The sequence below is a fragment of the Bradyrhizobium sp. USDA 4369 genome (assembly GCF_054056435.1).
Map to the genome: position 1 here is coordinate 3704562 of NZ_JBSRYH010000001.1, position 15749 is coordinate 3720310.

19 protein-coding genes and 3 pseudogenes are annotated in these 15749 nt (G+C 65.6%); 18 read left to right on the plus strand and 4 right to left on the minus strand.

Features of this window, described 5'->3' with window-relative positions:
* The first annotated feature begins 1 nt into the window (after position 1).
* Complete coding sequence (locus tag ACVIJ6_RS16840) at positions 2-244, plus strand: conjugal transfer protein TraD (protein WP_456777007.1); 243 nt, start codon at positions 2-4, stop codon at positions 242-244.
* A 114-nt stretch (positions 245-358) separates the two neighbouring features.
* Here ACVIJ6_RS16840 and ACVIJ6_RS16845 read toward each other — a convergent pair whose 3' ends face one another.
* Positions 359-604, minus strand: coding sequence for a hypothetical protein (locus ACVIJ6_RS16845; protein ID WP_456773578.1), 246 nt, complete (start codon positions 602-604; stop codon positions 359-361).
* An 88-nt stretch (positions 605-692) separates the two neighbouring features.
* On the opposite strand from ACVIJ6_RS16845, the gene ACVIJ6_RS16850 reads away from it, so the two are divergent.
* Both ACVIJ6_RS16850 and ACVIJ6_RS16855 read left to right on the plus strand, forming a co-directional pair.
* Positions 693-905 (plus strand): DUF1858 domain-containing protein, encoded by a 213-nt coding sequence (locus ACVIJ6_RS16850; protein WP_456773579.1) that lies wholly within the window; start codon positions 693-695, stop codon positions 903-905.
* Between the two features lie 64 nt (positions 906-969).
* Positions 970-1761, plus strand: coding sequence for a Crp/Fnr family transcriptional regulator (locus tag ACVIJ6_RS16855; RefSeq protein WP_456773580.1), 792 nt, complete (start codon positions 970-972; stop codon positions 1759-1761).
* Here the strand turns inward: ACVIJ6_RS16855 and ACVIJ6_RS16860 are convergent.
* A complete protein-coding gene (locus ACVIJ6_RS16860) occupies positions 1751-2197 on the minus strand; it encodes a hypothetical protein (RefSeq protein WP_456773581.1) in 447 nt (148 codons plus the stop codon). The genes ACVIJ6_RS16855 and ACVIJ6_RS16860 overlap by 11 nt on opposite strands.
* A 107-nt stretch (positions 2198-2304) precedes the next feature.
* Between ACVIJ6_RS16860 and ACVIJ6_RS16865 the strand changes: the two genes are divergently transcribed.
* The 12 genes and pseudogenes from ACVIJ6_RS16865 (at position 2305) to ACVIJ6_RS16920 (ending at position 9517) form a co-directional block, all read left to right on the plus strand.
* Positions 2305-2481: a hypothetical protein gene (locus tag ACVIJ6_RS16865; protein WP_456773582.1), complete on the plus strand. Its 177-nt coding sequence runs from the start codon at positions 2305-2307 to the stop codon at positions 2479-2481.
* 59 nt (positions 2482-2540) lie between these two features.
* Positions 2541-3131: a hypothetical protein gene (locus tag ACVIJ6_RS16870; protein ID WP_456773583.1), complete on the plus strand. Its 591-nt coding sequence runs from the start codon at positions 2541-2543 to the stop codon at positions 3129-3131.
* A 3-nt stretch (positions 3132-3134) separates the two neighbouring features.
* Positions 3135-4856: a cbb3-type cytochrome c oxidase subunit I gene (locus ACVIJ6_RS16875; RefSeq protein ID WP_456773584.1), complete on the plus strand. Its 1722-nt coding sequence runs from the start codon at positions 3135-3137 to the stop codon at positions 4854-4856.
* 26 nt (positions 4857-4882) lie between these two features.
* On the plus strand, positions 4883-5752 hold the full coding sequence (cyoE, locus tag ACVIJ6_RS16880) for a heme o synthase (RefSeq protein ID WP_456773585.1): 870 nt from the start codon (positions 4883-4885) through the stop codon (positions 5750-5752).
* Positions 5749-6582: an SCO family protein gene (locus ACVIJ6_RS16885; RefSeq protein WP_456773586.1), complete on the plus strand. Its 834-nt coding sequence runs from the start codon at positions 5749-5751 to the stop codon at positions 6580-6582. The genes cyoE and ACVIJ6_RS16885 overlap by 4 nt, the downstream gene beginning before the upstream one ends.
* A gap of 17 nt (positions 6583-6599) precedes the next feature.
* Positions 6600-6887 (plus strand): annotated as a pseudogene (locus tag ACVIJ6_RS16890) (cytochrome b N-terminal domain-containing protein); the annotation flags it as partial.
* Positions 6888-6991: 104 nt separating this feature from the next.
* A pseudogene (locus ACVIJ6_RS16895) lies at positions 6992-7159 on the plus strand (cytochrome b N-terminal domain-containing protein); the annotation flags it as partial.
* A 269-nt stretch (positions 7160-7428) separates the two neighbouring features.
* Positions 7429-7605 (plus strand): annotated as a pseudogene (locus ACVIJ6_RS16900) (4Fe-4S binding protein); the annotation flags it as partial.
* A 57-nt stretch (positions 7606-7662) separates the two neighbouring features.
* Positions 7663-8172: a hydrogenase iron-sulfur subunit gene (locus ACVIJ6_RS16905; RefSeq protein ID WP_456773587.1), complete on the plus strand. Its 510-nt coding sequence runs from the start codon at positions 7663-7665 to the stop codon at positions 8170-8172.
* A complete protein-coding gene (locus ACVIJ6_RS16910; protein ID WP_456773588.1) occupies positions 8169-8672 on the plus strand; it encodes a hypothetical protein in 504 nt (167 codons plus the stop codon). The genes ACVIJ6_RS16905 and ACVIJ6_RS16910 overlap by 4 nt, the downstream gene beginning before the upstream one ends.
* 10 nt (positions 8673-8682) lie before the next feature.
* Positions 8683-9081, plus strand: a complete 399-nt coding sequence (locus tag ACVIJ6_RS16915) for a bacteriohemerythrin (RefSeq protein WP_456773589.1) — start codon at positions 8683-8685, stop codon at positions 9079-9081.
* Positions 9082-9127: 46 nt separating this feature from the next.
* Positions 9128-9517: a c-type cytochrome gene (locus tag ACVIJ6_RS16920; protein ID WP_456773590.1), complete on the plus strand. Its 390-nt coding sequence runs from the start codon at positions 9128-9130 to the stop codon at positions 9515-9517.
* A 25-nt stretch (positions 9518-9542) separates the two neighbouring features.
* On the opposite strand, the gene ACVIJ6_RS16925 is transcribed toward ACVIJ6_RS16920, so the two are convergent.
* Complete coding sequence (locus tag ACVIJ6_RS16925) at positions 9543-10427, minus strand: FAD:protein FMN transferase (protein WP_456773591.1); 885 nt, start codon at positions 10425-10427, stop codon at positions 9543-9545.
* 119 nt (positions 10428-10546) lie between these two features.
* On the minus strand, positions 10547-12712 hold the full coding sequence (locus ACVIJ6_RS16930; protein ID WP_456773592.1) for a 4Fe-4S binding protein: 2166 nt from the start codon (positions 12710-12712) through the stop codon (positions 10547-10549).
* An 83-nt stretch (positions 12713-12795) separates the two neighbouring features.
* On the opposite strand from ACVIJ6_RS16930, the gene ACVIJ6_RS16935 reads away from it, so the two are divergent.
* From ACVIJ6_RS16935 to ACVIJ6_RS16945, 3 genes are all read left to right on the plus strand, one after another.
* Positions 12796-14577, plus strand: coding sequence for a cytochrome D1 domain-containing protein (locus ACVIJ6_RS16935; protein ID WP_456773593.1), 1782 nt, complete (start codon positions 12796-12798; stop codon positions 14575-14577).
* An 87-nt stretch (positions 14578-14664) separates the two neighbouring features.
* Positions 14665-15444, plus strand: coding sequence for a uroporphyrinogen-III C-methyltransferase (gene cobA / locus ACVIJ6_RS16940; protein ID WP_456773594.1), 780 nt, complete (start codon positions 14665-14667; stop codon positions 15442-15444).
* 19 nt (positions 15445-15463) lie between these two features.
* Entirely contained in the window at positions 15464-15745 is a 282-nt protein-coding gene (locus ACVIJ6_RS16945) for a c-type cytochrome (RefSeq protein WP_456773595.1), read from the plus strand.
* The last annotated feature ends 4 nt before the right edge of the window (positions 15746-15749 follow it).

Here is a 15749-nt window from a genome sequence, read left to right on the forward strand (position 1 = left end):
CGTGCGCTCTTGGCAAGTCGAGCGCCGCAAGCGCACGCGGCATCTCATCGAATTGGGTGGTCTTGTCGTCAAAGCTCGTGTTGTGGACCTGACCAATGATGATCACGTCACCATTTTCGGCGCATTGCTTTGGATCGCCGACAAGCTCAAAGGCGATCAGCGCGAACAGGCGCAAGCGCTTTGGGTGGCAAAGGGGAAGCAAGCGTTCGAGGCGGAGTCTGCGACACACGACAAGAACGACTAAAGTGGTCGGGCACCTCGTCCTTCTCCGGATGCCAGAATAGGTCGTCAACACGCTGGCCGAAACCATAAGCCGTCACGTCTGCGCAGAGGATCATCGCCGTTGGCCGTCAGCCGATCACGCAGACCGGATGCTCCGCCAACGCTTCATCCGGTCGACTCTCGCGTCCCGTAGCAAGCGCTGAAACTCTCCCCGCTTGACTGCCAGTATCCGGGCCGCGCAATTGGCGGCCGCCCGATGTGAGCTTAAGCCGGCGATGGGCCAGGGCGGCAGCGCTCCTCGGCGCTCCGGCAATCCAGCGGCGACCACCAGCTTGATCATGCGGTCGGCGGCCTCGACGAGGATCGGGCTGGTGTTCTTCATCGTCCGACAAGCGCGCCGAAGTTGCGCTCCGACAAACAGGCGCACGTCAGGGGATGGTAGCGTGTTCCCAACTGAGGACGGGCTTCCGATGGCGATCGAATTCGCGGACTTGGTGGACGAGGTGATGCGGTCGTACCCGCAGACGATCGGCGTGTTCCTGGCTTTCAACATGCGTTGCGTGGGATGTCCGATCGCCTGTTTCCACAGCGTGGAGGATGCATGCCGCGAGCACGGCGTCGATCCCCGCCGGTTCATGGCGGCGCTGAAGGATGCCGCCGGTGAAGGCCACGCTCCGAGGTGAATATCGCCGTCGAGACATGCGGCAGGCCAAAAAGGGCCGGCCGTGATGCGAGGGGGGACGTAGCATGACTATGCCGTCACAGGCCGATCTGGAGATCGTGGCGAAAATGCCGGTCTTCCGCGCGCTCGCACCGGGCACGCTGCGGACGCTGCTCGCGGAGGCGAGCGTGCTGAATTTCCGTCACGGCAAGACGCTGTTCAGGCAGGGCGAGCCGGCCATCGCCGTGTTCGCGATCCTGAGCGGCTGGGTGAAGCTGTACCGCGTGACGCCGACCGGCGACGAGGCGGTGCTCAACGTGCTGACACACGATGACTGCTTGGCTGATGCCATGACCTTCGCCGGCGGCATCCATGCGGCATCGGCCAGTGTGGTTTCGGCGGCGCGCATCCTGTTCATCCCGGCCGACCACGTCGTCCACTGCGTCCGCCAGACGCCTGCATTGGCGGTGGCGATGATGACGGCGTCGGCGCAGCAACTGCAGAGCCTCTCGCAGCGCGTCGAACAGCTCACGGTGTTCAGCGCGACGCAGCGTGTCGCCGATTTCCTCGCCGCCCTTGCGCCCTGCGTCAACGGCGCCTGCACCATCGCGCTGCCTTATGACAAGTCGCTGATCGCCGGCTATCTCGGGCTCAAGCCGGAGTCGCTGTCGCGGGTGTTCGCCAAACTGCGCCGTATCGGCGTCGACGTGCAAGCGTCGAAGGTTCGGATCGAGGATATCGCACGGCTGCGGCGGCTGGTGCTCTGCGATCGCATCGGACCGCGCGACCGCGAGGCGCGATTGCACGAACCGACGCTGCGGCAAAGCCTCGAAGCCAAACCGGTCGGCGGTTCGAACGGCAAGTCGATCAGGGTGTGAGCAGGGCGCGCAGCAGCGGCATGATCCGGGTGCGCCACGCTGCGTCGCCGAAGCCCTGTGCGAGCACCTGGCGATCGGCGATCACGAGCCACAGCGGCACGCCGTCGCTGCGCTTGAGCCGGTCGCGATAGGGCCGCAGGTCCGCTGACCAGTTGTCGTCGCTCAGAATCTCGGCGAGATGCGCAGACCGCACCTCCCGATATGTGAGCCCCCTGAATGCCCCTGAGCTGATCGAGGTGGCGTCCTTGCCGCTGCGCCAGGCGCGGCACGGGGCACAGTCGTCGGCGCCGACATAGAGCAGCATCACCTGCTGCCGCGGTGTCGACGGACGCGGTGAGATGGTTACTAAGCCGAACAGCACGGCGCCGGCCAACACCAGCAGCGCCGCGCGCTGCATCACGCGCGCCGGCACATCGCCTGAAGAGCCTGTGGTCATACCCGCAATTATTTCGCTCGTTGCGGTGCACTGCCTTAACCGCGGTCAAGGATGCGAGCTGAGCGACGATGCATTTTTACCAAAGGTTCACGACAAGGAATCGTCCAATGGCAACAAGCACCGGCGACGGCGCGCAGCATGACGATGACGGCAAGCGCGTGCCGGCGATGCAGCGCATTCTCGACAATCCATTCTTGTTGTTGTTCCTTGGCGTGACGCTGCCCGTCGTCCTCTACGTCATCTGGGGCGTGATGGAAGTCGCCTCGATCCCCCTCGCGAAATGACGCAACCACATGCGTCCGGCTCGGCCGGAGGCAGGCGCGCGCATGCAAGGAGAACCGCCATGGCTGTGACACCGCCCGAACGACGCATCTGGTGGAACGAGCCCATCGAAAAGGTCGAGCTGGCCTGGATCGTCGTCGCCTTCCTGTGGGGGCTGTTCATGTTCGTATTCATGATCGCCTGGCACTTCATCGGCCAGCAGAACCTCAGCAAGGAGGCCTATCGCATCGCGCCGTCGGCCTACGAGGAGAAAGTCGAGGCATTCGCCAGGAAGTACCAGGTGCGCGAAGAGCAGGGCATTCCGGTGGTCAAGCCGCCGCCGGGTGGCGACGTCTATCTGCTCGGGCGGCTCTGGCAATGGTGGCCGGTCCTCGAGCTGGAGCGCGGCGTCAGCTATCGCATCCATCTGTCGTCGCTCGACTGGCAGCACGGTTTCTCGTTGCAGCCGACCAACATCAACATCCAGGTTCATCCCGGCTACGAGCACGTACTGTCGCTGACGCCGACCGACAGCGGCCAGTTCGGCATCGTCTGTAACGAATTCTGCGGCATCGGCCACCACACCATGACCGGCAAGATCTACGTCGTCGATCAGAAGAAGGCGGTAGCCGGATCCAAGGATGTCGGATCGCGGCCGGCTCAGGAGAGATGAATCATGACCGCTGAAACCGTCATCGGCGCGGTGCCTGCCGGGGCCGAATTCCGCACCTGCCAATATACCGGGTTGAAGGTCGATACCGCCGCACAGGCGCTGATCAAGGCGAACGCGGTGGCGGCCGTGGTGTTTCTGGCCATCGGGGGCATCATGGGCCTGCTGGTGGCGCTGACGCGCTGGCCAGCCGTGCACCTGCTGCCGGCCGACTGGTTCTACCTGATCCTGACCGGGCACGGCGCCAACGTGCTGCTGTTCTGGATCATCTTCTTCGAGATGGCCATCCTGTATTTCGCTTCCGCGATCCTGCTGAATTGCCGGCTGGCGACGCCGAAGCTCGCCTGGCTCGGCTTCGTCCTGATGGTGGTCGGCGCGCTCGCGACGAACGTCGCGGTGCTGCAGGGCGACTCAAGCGTGATGTTCACCTCCTATCCGCCGATGCAGGCCAAGCCGCACTTCTATCTCGGCATCATCCTGTTCGCGATCGGCGCGCTGATCGGCTGCGGCATCTTCTTTGCGACGCTCGTGATCGCGCGTGAGGAGCGCACCTACGAAGGTTCCATCCCACTGGTGACCTTCGGGGCACTCACGGCTGCGATCATCGCCGTATTCACCATCGCCTCCGGCGCGATCATCCTGATCCCGACCTGGCTGTGGTCGCTCGGCCTGATCTCCGACATCGATCCCCTGATGTACAAGGTGGTGTGGTGGGCGATGGGCCACTCGTCGCAGCAGATCAACGTCTCGGCCCACGTCTCGCTGTGGTACCTGACGGCGGCTCTGCTGGTCGGCGCCAAGCCGCTGAGTGAGAAGGTCAGCCGCACCGCCTTCCTGATGTACATCCTGTTCCTGCAGCTTGCTTCGGCGCACCATCTGCTGGCGGAGCCGGGCCTCGATGCGAGCTGGAAGATCGTCAATACCAGCTACATGATGTATCTGGCGGTGATGGGCTCGATGGTGCACGGATTGACCGTGCCCGGCGCGATCGAGGCGGCGCAGCGTCGCAACGGCTATGATCACGGCGCGTTCGAGTGGCTGCGCAAGGCGCCGTGGGGCCACCCGGGGTTCTCCGGCATGTTCCTGTCGCTGGTGTTCTTCGGCTTCATCGGCGGCATATCCGGCGTCGTGCTCGGCACCGAGCAGCTCAACGTGCTCATGCACAATACGATCTACGTTCCCGGCCATTTCCATGGCACGGTCGTCGCCGGCACCACGCTCGCCTTCATGGCCGCGACCTATCTGGTGCTGCCGCTGGTCTTCCAGCGCGAGATCATCTGGCCGAGGCTGGCCCGCCTGCAACCCTATCTGTTCGGCATCGGTGCGGCCGGCATCTCGCTGTTCATGATGGGCGCCGGCACGCTCGGCGTGGCGCGGCGGCACTGGGACATCACCTTCAGCGACGCCAACCTGTCGTTCGCCTATTCCGCCGGCGCGTTCCTGATGATGGGGCTCAACGGCATCTTTGCGGTCGTCGCCGCGCTCGGCGGCGCCCTGTTCGTGCTCATCGTCGTCGGGACGGTGCTGTTCGGGGAGAAGATCGTCGGCGGCCACCGGCTGACCTTCCCGCTGTTCGCCGGCGGCGGCGCGGTGGCCTCGCACTACGGCAGCGAGCGCGCGCCGAAGCTGACCGGCACGGTGATCCTGGTCTCGATCTTCTTCGTCTCGTTTGTCCTCTACTACTTCATCAACTGGAAATATCTGTCGGAGCTCTGGCTGTTCCGCTGACGGCCACGACGCGGAGGAGAAGCGCGATGCGCGCGGTCACCATGGCGATCTCGCTGTTGAAGTTGAGGATCGGTGTCGCGATCGCCGCGAGCGCGATCGCGGGCGCCGCCGTTGCTCATGGTCCTGCGCTTGGCGGGTGGCAGAACGCAGGCCTGATCGTGGCCGTCCTGGGCGCATCGGGCGCGGCCGGCGCGTTCAACCATTACTATGAACGCGATCTCGACCGCCTGATGCAGCGGACTTGCCGGCGGCCGTTTGCAAGCGGCCTGTTCAAGGCCAGTCCCTGGTGGCCGGCCGGATTCCTGGCGCTGCTCGCGGTGTCTCTTGCGCTGGCATCCTTGTCGGCGGGCCATGTCGCCGCCGGCTACCTGTTCCTCGGCGCGTTCACCTACGGCATCGTCTATACGGTGTGGCTGAAGCGGCGCTCGACCTGGAACATTGTCGTCGGCGGACTCGCCGGCAGCTTCGCGGTGCTGGCGGGCGCTGCCGCCGTTGATCCCGCGCCGCAGGTGATCTCAACGGTGCTGGCGGTGGTGCTGTTCCTGTGGACGCCGCCGCATTTCTGGAGCCTCGCTGCGGCCAAGGGTGACGACTATGCACGGGCCTCTGTGCCGATGCTGCCGGTCATGGTTCCGGCCCGCGCGTGGACGCGGGCAATCCTGGGCTACGCCCTCCTGTTGGCGGTGGCATCCCTGATTCCGGCGTGGTTCGGAGCTGGACTCATCTACAGCGCCGGTGCCGCATCCGGTGGCGGCTATTTCGTCTGGTGCAGCGTCCGGCTCTACCGTGAGCCGTCGAAGGCCAACGCGATCCGGAACTTCCTGGCTTCACTGATCCAGCTGTCCTTGCTCGTCGGCGGAGCGCTGCTGTCGAGCGCCGCCCGGATGCTGACATGAGGCGATGGTCCGGCACGTCAGCGCTGCTCGCGGTCGCGCTGGCATTCATGGTGGTGCGAGCGTCGGCGACGGAGCGTGACCTGCTGGACCCGGCCAGCGTGATGGCGCAGGGCCGGCAGGCGATCGGCCGGACGATCGGCGACCATGTTCTGATCGATGCCGCCGGCAAGCCGCTCGCCTTGCGCGACTATCGCGGCAAGCCGCTGGTGATCAGCCTCGTCTATACGTCCTGCAGCTCGGTCTGTCCGGCGACGACGCAGCACATGATCGATGCGGTCACCGAAGCAGGGCGGGTGTTCGGTTCGGATCGCTTCGCCGTCCTCACGGTCGGCTTCGATGCGCGCAACGACACGCCGGCGCGTCTGACGCAATTCGCAGCGACACAGGGTATCAAGCTGCCGAACTGGCGGCTGGCCTCCGGCAGCGCCGCGACGATTGCGGCATTGCTGGACGATCTCGGCTTCAGCTTTCGCGCCGCCGCGGGCGGCTTCGATCATCCGGCGCAGACCACCATCGTCGATCGGGACGGCAGGGTGTACCGCCACGTCTATGGCGACGAGTTTCCGCTGCAGATGTTCATGGAGCCGATGAAGGACGTGGTGTTCGGCACGGCGACGTCGTTCTCGTTTGCCGGTATCGCCGACCGGATCAGGTTCATCTGCACGGCCTACGATCCCGGTCTGCGGCGGTACCGCATTGACTACGGACTCGTGCTGGGCGGCACGATGGGCGCGCTGTCCCTCGTTGTAATGGCGGGACTGATCGCGCGCGAATGGCTGCGCTCGGCGCGGCTGAGCGACGCCGGAAAGGGACCGCGAGGAGCGTCGTGAACAGTCTGCTCCGTCGAATGCTTCAACGATGCTTTGCGACGATCGAATTGCCGTTCGAGCGGCTGTTCGGCGCAGCGTTCAATCCGCTGGCGCAGCTCGGCGCGCTCGGCTACTTCTTCTTCTGGATCGTTGCGGTCAGCGGCATCTATCTGTTCATCTTCTTCGACACCGGCATCGAACGCGCCTATCAGTCGGTCGAAAGCATCACCCGTGAGCATTGGCTGCACGCTGGCGTGATGCGCAGCTTTCACCGCTACGCGTCCGACCTCATGGTGGTGACGGCGGTCATGCACCTGCTGCGTGAGTTTGCCTATGACCGCTATCGCGGCGTCCGCTGGTTCTCCTGGTTCACCGGGCTGCCGATCATCTGGCGCTGCTGTATGCGTCGGGGATCACCGGCTACTGGCTGGTGTGGGACCGGCTGGCGCAATATGTCGCTATCGTATCGTCGGAGCTGCTGGACTGGCTGCCGATCTTCGGCGAGCCGATCGCACGCAACTTCGTGTCGACGGGGACGCTGACGAGCCGCTTCTTCTCGCTGATGGTGTTCATGCACGTGGCGGTGCCGCTGTTCCTGCTGTTCATCATGTGGGTGCACATCCTGCGCATCTCGCGACCCAAGGTGAACCCGCCGCGAGCGTTGGCCGTGATGTCGCTGGCGGCACTCCTCATCGTCGCCATCGCCAATCCGGCCACGTCGCAGGGGCAGGCCGATCTCGCCAGGGTCCCGGACGGAATCGGCATCGACTGGCTGTACCTGCCGCTCTATCCATTTAGCAATGTCTGGAGCTACGGATCGGTCTGGACCCTGCTCGGTGCGTTCTCCCTCATGGTCGCCCTGATGCCCTGGCTGCCGCCGTTGCGCCGGGAGCGCGCGCGGCCCAGGTCGACCTCGCCCATTGCAACGGTTGCGCCCGCTGTGCCGAAGACTGCCCGTATGAGGCGATCAGGATGGTCGGCCGCAGCGACGGTCTGCCGTTCCCGACGGAGGCGCGGGTCGATCCTTCGCTGTGCGTCGCCTGCGGGATCTGCATGGGCGCATGCCCATCCTCGACGCCGTTCCGCCGCTCCGAGGAGCTGGTGACCGGGATCGATCTGCCGGACTATTCGCTGAAAGCGCTGCGCCAGCGTGTTCTCGATGTCGCGCGTAGTCTTCACGGTCCCGCGCGCGTCATGGTTCTCGCCTGCGCGCACGGCGGTGCAGGCGATCGTAATGGCGCCGTCATCCTGCCCTGCGTCGCGATGGCCCCTCCGTCGCTGATCGATTTCATCCTGAGCCGGGATCTCGCCGACGGCGTGCTGGTTGCGGGCTGCGCCGAGAGCGCCTGTTACAACCGTCTCGGTGTCAGATGGACCGAGCAGCGCTTTGCCGCGCAGCGCGATCCCTATCTGCGCGCCCGCGTTCCGCGTGAGCGCATCGCGACGATCTGGGCCTCGTCGGCCTCGGCGGGGCAGGTCGAGGCCGACCTCGAGGCCTTCGCAGATCGGCTGCGGGTGCTGCCGCCGAAGCCGCTACGGTCGCCGTTGCCGGTGAGTGCGCCGTCGCGCGCAGAGGCCCGGAAGGATGTCGTGCACGGGAGCGGCACATGAGTTCGGCTGCGCGCCATGTTGCCCAATTCCTGGTGGTGCTGGCCGTGATGGCCGCGGCGGCCTGGCTGTCCGCTGCGCCGGCCTGGCGAACGCTGCCGGCCGGTTCGGCCGTGCTGCTCTTGACCTTCGTGCATGGCGCCGATCGAAGCGGCGAGTGCCGGCGCCTGACCGCGGAGGAGATCGCCAGGCTGCCGCCGAACATGCGCCGGGTGCAGGATTGCCCGCGCGGGCGCCGGCCGGTTCAGGTCGAACTCGATGTCGACGGCCGCGCCCTCTACCGGGCCGAGCTCGCCCCGACCGGGATTGCCGGGGACGGTCCCTCTCGCGTCTATCAGCGCTTCGTCATGACGGCGGGAAGTCATGACGTCGCGGTGCGCATGCGCGATACGCCGCGGGCGGAGGGCTTCGATCACGAGCGCCGCGAGACCGTCGCGATGGCCCCGGGACAACTGCTCGTCGTCGACTACCGGCCCGAGGCCGGCGGCTTCGTGTTCCGGTGAGGAGGGGACCATGAGCCTGTTGCACTGGGAAGCGCGCTACAGCGTCGGCATCGCCGCGGTCGACCATGAACATCAGGACCTGATCGCGCTGATCAATCGCCTCTACGAGGCCGCAGTCGCGCAGGGCGACAGGCAGGCAATGGTCGGCTTCTTCGGCGATTTGTTCAAAGCGATCTCGAGCCATTTCGCGCTGGAGGAACGGCTGATGCGCGAGCGCAACTACGATCATCTGGCGCAGCACAAGGCCGACCATGAGCGGCTGCTCGACGAGATCAGGGACATCATGGACGATGTCGAAGGCGAAAATCACTTCGACGCCGCCGAACTGGCCAGGCGGCTCGATGCCTGGTTCTCGCGCCATTTCGAGACCCACGACGCGCGGCTTCACCACGCGTTCGGTCCGCATTGACACCGAACACGACGTTCTCGATTGCATTCACCATGGAGACGAAAAGATGATGAAGCGAGTGATCATGATCGGCCTGGCCTGCGCCGCGAGCATCGCGGGCCCTGCGCATGCGCAGGATCTTGCGGCGGGCGCGACCTCATTCAAGAAGTGCGGGCCCTGCCACGATGTCGGGCCGACCGGAAAGAACAAGGTCGGTCCGGTGCTCAACGGCCTCGATGGCCGCAAATCGGGGACCGTGGCGGGCTATAATTATTCCGACGCCAACAAGGCGTCCGGTGTGACCTGGAACGAGGAGAGCTTCCTCGACTACATCAAGGACCCCAAGGCCAAGATCCCGGGCACGAAGATGACCTTCGCCGGCATCAAAAACGAGGTCGAGGCCAAGGCACTGTGGGCCTATCTCCAGCAGTACGACGCGGACGGCAAGACGAAATAGCGCAGCCCTGCCGGATACCGTGTTTCTAGATGCGTACCGGCGGCGCCGTATCGCCGCCGGTCGCACGGGGCCAGTGATGTTCCTGGCCCGCGGCATCCAGCGCCCAAATCGAAGCGTCTGGAAACGCTTGTGAGGCGGCCACGAGCTCTTTACGCGACGCCGCGATGAAGAACGCGGTCGAGAGCGCGTCGGCAATCGCGGCCGAGGGATGGTGCACGGTCATGCGTCGCCAATGCCCCGCGCTGCGGCCGGTGCGCGGGTCGAACAGGTGGTGCGCGGCGCCGTGTGCGCCGAGCACGCAGCCGATGCCCTCCGATGTCGCCAGAGCGCCGCCGCCGAGCGCGAGCGGTGCGGACGGGCTGCGGCTCACCAGCCACGGCGATCCGTCGCGTTGCGGCCCCAAAGCGCGCTGCTCGCCGAGATCGACGAGCACATGGCCGAAGCCGCGCGCCATGAGCAGCTGGGCGATCCGGTCGGTGACGTAGCCCTGGCCGAGCCCGTTCAACGTCAGGCGCTGACCGTCTCCAATCCGGATGGTGCCGTCGTCCTGGCTAACCCGCCTCCAGTCCACCGCGCTGCGGGCCTGAGCGATGATCGGCTCCGGAGGCAGACCGTCGTCCGGATGACGCGTGAACCAGTCGACATGGGCCTCCCACAACGGCTGCACGGTCGGATCGAACAATCCGCGCGTCGCCGCGGCGACCTGCAGCGCCAGTCCGATCGCGCGCCGCAGATCGCCGCTCGGCGTAGCCAGAACCCCGGCACGGTTGAGGACGCTGAGCTCCGAAGCCGATCGAAACAGGCTGAGGGCTCCTTCGAGCCGGTCGATCTCGGACTCGACGAGACGGCAAGTGCTGCGCGCTTCGCTCTCGGCGACGTCGCTGAACAGGATCGTCGCGTCGGCGCCCATGGCAATGCCGTGCCAGGCGAAATTAGCCCGCGCGGGCCGCGTGGCCGGGCCGGCGATCGCGGCGCAGGCCCCGCCTGCAAGGATCCTGATGGCGCGCCGTCGCGTGGGTCGGGGTTCGGTCACGAGGCCGCTCCGTGATTCGGCTGCGCTGCTGTCGCGGGCTTTGTCGGCAGCGGCTGACGGCGCTGCGCGCGCTTCTTCAGATGCAGGCAGATGTCCTGATCGAAGTAGTTGGCCTGGCATTTGAGGCAGTAGATGCACTCGTTGGGATTGATCTGCCCTAGCGGATGAATCGCCTGGACGGTGCAGCGCCTGGCGCAGACATGGCATTCGCCGCCGCATTCGCGGTAGCGCTTCAGCCATTCGAACATCCGGATGCGCGCCGGTATAGCCAGCGCCGCGCCGAGCGGGCACAAATAGCGGCAGTAGAAGCGTTCGATGAAAAGTCCGGCGCCGAGCAGGATGAGCGCATAGACCACGAACGGCCATTCGCGCATCAGCTTCATCGTGATCGTGGTCTTGAACGGCTCGATCTCGGCGACCGTGAACGCAGCCAGGATCGACCGGAAGGAAATGGCGAGGATGGCGACGAAGCCGATATATTTGATCATCCACATCCGCTCGTGCAGTCCGAACGGCAGCTCGATCTGCTTGACGCCGATGCGGCGGGCGAGATGATTCGACAGCTCCTGCAGCGAGCCGAACGGGCACAGCCAGCCGCAGAACACGCCGCGTCCCCAGAACAGCATGCTGATGGCGACGAAGCTCCACAGCAGGAACACCAGGGGATCGAGCAGGAACAGTTCCCAGCGGAAGCCGGACAGCAGGGCGTGAAGGAAGGTGAGCACGTTCACGACCGAGAGCTGCGCGTTGGCGATCAGGCCGAGGAAGACGAAGGTCAGCAGCAGAAAGCCGGCGCGCAGGCGATAGTAGAATTGGCCGTGAGCGGTGACCGTATCCTGGAAGACCAGCAGCGCGGCCAGCGCGAGCAACATGCCGCTGAGGACGCCGATCTCGTAGCGGCGACTCCACCAGATGTCCTGCCACACGGCTGTCGACGCCTGAGCCGCCGGCGGGGCCGCCGACGTAGCGGGAGGAGGAGCGGGCGGCGCGATCAGGTAGCGCTCCGGGATGCGATAATCGACCGACACGATGGCGGGGCCGCTCGATGCTGACGCGCCGAGGTCGAGATCGAGCCGGAACGGCCGCATCGGATCGAAGCCGCTCCCGTGTGCGATCCGGAACACCGCAATCTCACGCAGCTCGGGCGCACCCGCCGCATGCAGCGACTCCACGGCGGAATGATCGGCGGCCTTTAGGGCGAACGTGCGGCTGCCCTGGACCAGCTCGATCCGCTCGAACGTGCCAGTCTGGCGCCATGCCGTGCCCTTGAAGGAGTAGAGGCCCGATGCACCGAGCAGGATCAGGTCATCTTCGGCGCCGATCCTGGCCATCTCGCTTTCATAGCCGCGCTGACCGAGCAGGCTCTCGCCGATCGGCGGCGGCGTCGCCAGCGTGAGCCACAGGTCGATGAACGGCTTGTCTGGCTCGGCGTCCTGGGTGTGGAGCAGCGTCGCGGCCTCGCCGCGCGACACGAGCCGCCGCTGCACGGCGCCTTCCGCGAGCAAGCCCTGCCACGACAGCCGCCGCAACGTCTCGCGGTCGAGCCGCGGCGCATCGTGGGGCGCTGCGGCACGGCTGCGCAGCACGGCGCGCGCCGACCGCAGGATCGCGTCGCGGATCACCGTCGAGGTGATGGTTGCGCCGGCGACGGCATGCGGGCCGCGCGAGAGGTCATCGGCCGGCTTCAGCGCGGCGCCCGGCCGCACGTCAAAGCCGGCAAAACCGGCGACATAGGCGGCCAGCGCATCCTTCGGAATTCCGATCACCAGGATCGGCTCTTCATGCGCCACGATCCGTGCACCCGTCACGATGCCGTCGGTGGTCACGGCCGCGACGATGTCGAGCGGCCGCCCGGCATAGCCGACCGAGCCTGAGACATCGAGAGTCGAGAACGCGTAGCCCAGCAGGCGGCCGTCCGATGTTCTCACGTCTGCAGCCGGCGGTGTGCCCTGTGCCGGGGCGACGATCGCCGGCGGCGACGCCGGGAAGAACTGCGCCGCGATCTGAAGGTCCGCAGCGCGAGCCGGTCCCATCATTGCGCCGATCGCGACGGCGACGATGGTCAGGACATGCCGCAATGCAGAACGGGCCGCACCGCCGATGAGTTTTGTCATGCGCTGGATCAGGCCGGCATCGCGCGCGAGCGCATTGAGGTAGGTCAAGCATGTGATTGACGACGGTTAAGGCGCCGCATCGCGCAACTGGCATAAGGCTACGACCGATCCATGTGCTGGGAGAAGATCGAATGCGCTATCGCGCTTTTCTGCTTGCGATGCTGACGGGCGGCGCAGCCGTCCTTGGTGGAGCACTTCTGGGGGTGACCGCGGCCAACGCGCAAGCTCAACCGACGCCGCCGAAGCCGGCGGATGCTCAACAACACAAGACGTCGCCGGGCGGCCAGTATCAGCCCAGCCTGGACGTGCTGGGCTCGAAGCCGACCGAGCAGCCGGGCACCAAGCCGGGCGACCCGGTGCTGAGCAAGGCGGAGTTCGATCAGGCGAACCGGATCTATTTCGAACGCTGCGCCGGCTGCCATGGCGTGCTGCGCAAGGGCGCGACCGGCAAGGCGCTGACGCCTGACCTGACCAAGAAGCTCGGCTTCGACTATCTGCGCGACTTCATCACCTATGGCTCGCCGGGCGGCATGCCGAATTGGGGCTCGTCGGGCCAGCTTTCGGAGACCGATGTGGCGCTGATGGCGCGCTATCTGCTCAACGATCCGGCGCAGCCGCCCGAGTTCGGCCTCAAGGAGATGAAGGAGAGTTGGAAGGTCATCGTGCCGGTCGCGCAGCGGCCGACCAAGCAGCTGAACAAGCTCGACATCGACAACCTGTTCGCGGTGACTCTGCGCGATGCCGGCGAGGTCGCGCTGATCGATGGCACGACCAAGAAGATCGAGTTGATCCTGCAGACCGGCTATGCCGTGCACATCTCGCGCATGTCGGCGTCGGGCCGCTATCTCTACACGGTCGGCCGCGACTCCAAGCTCAATTTGGTCGATCTGTGGATGGATCCCCCGCAGACCGTCGCCGAGCTCAAGGTCGGCACCGAGGCTCGCTCGGTCGAAACCTCGAAGTTCAAGGGCTATGAGGACAAGTACGCCATCGCGGGGGCCTATTGGCCGCCGCAATACGTGCTGATGGACGGCGCGACGCTCGAGCCGCTCAAGGTGGTCTCGACCCGCGGCATGACCTACGACACGCAGGAATTCCATCCGGAGCCGCGCGTCGCCTCGATCGTCGCCTCGCACTACAATCCGGAATTCGTGGTCAACATCAAGGAGACCGGGCAGACCCTGCTGGTCAACTACCAGGATATCAAGAACCTGAAGGTGACCGCGATCGAGGCCGAGCGCTTCCTGCATGATGGCGGCTTCGACAAGACCGGGCGCTATTTCTTCGTGGCGGCGAATGCGCGGCATCGGATCGCGATCATCGATACCAAGGAGGATAAGCTGGTCAAGGTGCTGGAGTCGGGCGGGCAGACGCCGCATCCCGGTCGGGGCGCGAATTTCGAGCATCCGAAGTTCGGACCGGTCTGGGCAACCAGCCATCTCGGCAACGAGACCATCTCCTTCATCGGCTCCGATCCCGAGAAGCACAAGGACAGCGCCTGGAAGGTGGTGCAGACGGTCGACGGTCAGGGCGGCGGCTCGCTGTTCATCAAGACGCACCCGAAGTCGGAGAACATCTACGTCGACACGCCGCTGAACACCGACGCCGAGATTTCCTCCTCGGTCGCCGTGTTCAAGATCAAGGACCTCTCCAAGGAGAAGCCCGAGTACAAGGTGCTGCCGATCGGTCAATGGTCGGGCATCTCCGAAGGCGCGCGCCGTGTCGTCCAGGGCGAGTTCAACAAGGAGGGCAGCGAGATCTGGTTCTCGGTGTGGAACAACAAGGCGCAGGAATCGGCGATCGTGGTCGTCGATGACAAGACGCTGACGATGAAGACGGTGATCCGTGACAAGCGGCTGGTCACGCCAACTGGAAAGTTCAACGTCTTCAACACGCGAAACGACGTCTACTGATCGTTGATGCGAAGCCCGATGGCGCGGCGACGACGTCGCTGCGCCATCGACCTCGGCAGGACTTTGGAAATGGTTGGAGCACGCACGATGTCGATGGGAAAGGTCTATCTGGTCGGAGCGGGCCCTGGTGATCCCGAGCTTCTGACGGTCAAGGCCGTGCGCGCGATCGCCGCGGCCGATGTCGTGGTCTACGACCGTCTGGTGCCCGACGGCATTCTCGCCACGATCGGCGACGGCGTCGCCCGCATCAATGTCGGCAAGCAGGCCGGCTCGCATCCGGTGCCGCAGGGCGAGATCAATGACATTCTCGTCAAGCTCGGCCGTGCCGGGCGCACCGTGGTCCGCCTGAAGGGCGGCGATCCCTTCATCTTCGGCCGCGGTTCGGAAGAGGCCGCCGAACTTGCGGCCGCCGGCATTCCCTACGAAGTGATTCCAGGCATCACGGCGGCACAGGGCTGCGCCGCCGCGGCGCGCATTCCCTTGACCCATCGCGGGCTCGCCACCGGCGTCCGCTATGTGACGGGACATCGCAAGGCCGATGAGCCTCTCGATCTCGACTGGGACAGCCTCGCCGATCCGGAGACGACGCTGGTGGTCTACATGGGTCTCGCCAATGTCGAGGAGATCACGCGGCACCTGATGGCGCGCGGTTTGCCGGGATCGTTGCCGGTTCTTGCGGTGTGTCAAGGAACGACCGCGCAGGAGCGGCAAATGTGCACGCGCCTGGATGCGCTCGCGGCAGTCACGCGCGAGGCAGCCTTCACCGGACCCGTGCTGTTCATCATTGGCCGGGTCGCCGGCATGGCCTTGCAGCGAAGTGAGCAGAATCATGAGATCGATGTCGGCGCCATCTCGGTCGTGGCCTAGTGCCATCGGCGGGTGGATCGTGGCGACGACTGTCGCTTGCGCGGGCGAGGTTTCGCCCGACCCTGCCAAGCTCGCCAATTTGGTGCGGCAGGACTGCGGCTCCTGTCATGGGCTGACCTTGAAGGGCGGGCTCGGCAAGCCGCTGACACCGGATCATCTGCGGGCCTGGAACCGCGAGCAACTCATCAGCATCGTGCTCGACGGCGTGCCGGGCACGCCGATGCCGCCTTGGCGCCCACTGATCAGCGAGGCGGATGCACGCTGGATCGTCGCGCGGCTGCAGGAGGGCAATCTGCCATGAGGTT

Bases quoted from the DNA above. Each gene is read 5' to 3' on its own strand.
- ACVIJ6_RS16935 (WP_456773593.1), top strand. From the start codon at position 12,796: ATGCGCTATCGCGCTTTTCTGCTTGCGATGCTGACGGGCGGCGCAGCC.
- ACVIJ6_RS16850 (WP_456773579.1), top strand. From the start codon at position 693: ATGGCGATCGAATTCGCGGACTTGGTGGACGAGGTGATGCGGTCGTAC.
- cobA (WP_456773594.1), top strand. From the start codon at position 14,665: ATGTCGATGGGAAAGGTCTATCTGGTCGGAGCGGGCCCTGGTGATCCC.
- ACVIJ6_RS16915 (WP_456773589.1), top strand. From the start codon at position 8,683: ATGAGCCTGTTGCACTGGGAAGCGCGCTACAGCGTCGGCATCGCCGCG.
- ACVIJ6_RS16910 (WP_456773588.1), top strand. From the start codon at position 8,169: ATGAGTTCGGCTGCGCGCCATGTTGCCCAATTCCTGGTGGTGCTGGCC.
- ACVIJ6_RS16925 (WP_456773591.1), bottom strand. From the start codon at position 10,427: ATGGGCGCCGACGCGACGATCCTGTTCAGCGACGTCGCCGAGAGCGAA.
- ACVIJ6_RS16855 (WP_456773580.1), top strand. From the start codon at position 970: ATGACTATGCCGTCACAGGCCGATCTGGAGATCGTGGCGAAAATGCCG.
- ACVIJ6_RS16860 (WP_456773581.1), bottom strand. From the start codon at position 2,197: ATGACCACAGGCTCTTCAGGCGATGTGCCGGCGCGCGTGATGCAGCGC.
- ACVIJ6_RS16845 (WP_456773578.1), bottom strand. From the start codon at position 604: ATGAAGAACACCAGCCCGATCCTCGTCGAGGCCGCCGACCGCATGATC.
- ACVIJ6_RS16885 (WP_456773586.1), top strand. From the start codon at position 5,749: ATGAGGCGATGGTCCGGCACGTCAGCGCTGCTCGCGGTCGCGCTGGCA.
- ACVIJ6_RS16920 (WP_456773590.1), top strand. From the start codon at position 9,128: ATGATGAAGCGAGTGATCATGATCGGCCTGGCCTGCGCCGCGAGCATC.
- cyoE (WP_456773585.1), top strand. From the start codon at position 4,883: ATGCGCGCGGTCACCATGGCGATCTCGCTGTTGAAGTTGAGGATCGGT.
- ACVIJ6_RS16865 (WP_456773582.1), top strand. From the start codon at position 2,305: ATGGCAACAAGCACCGGCGACGGCGCGCAGCATGACGATGACGGCAAG.
- ACVIJ6_RS16870 (WP_456773583.1), top strand. From the start codon at position 2,541: ATGGCTGTGACACCGCCCGAACGACGCATCTGGTGGAACGAGCCCATC.
- ACVIJ6_RS16875 (WP_456773584.1), top strand. From the start codon at position 3,135: ATGACCGCTGAAACCGTCATCGGCGCGGTGCCTGCCGGGGCCGAATTC.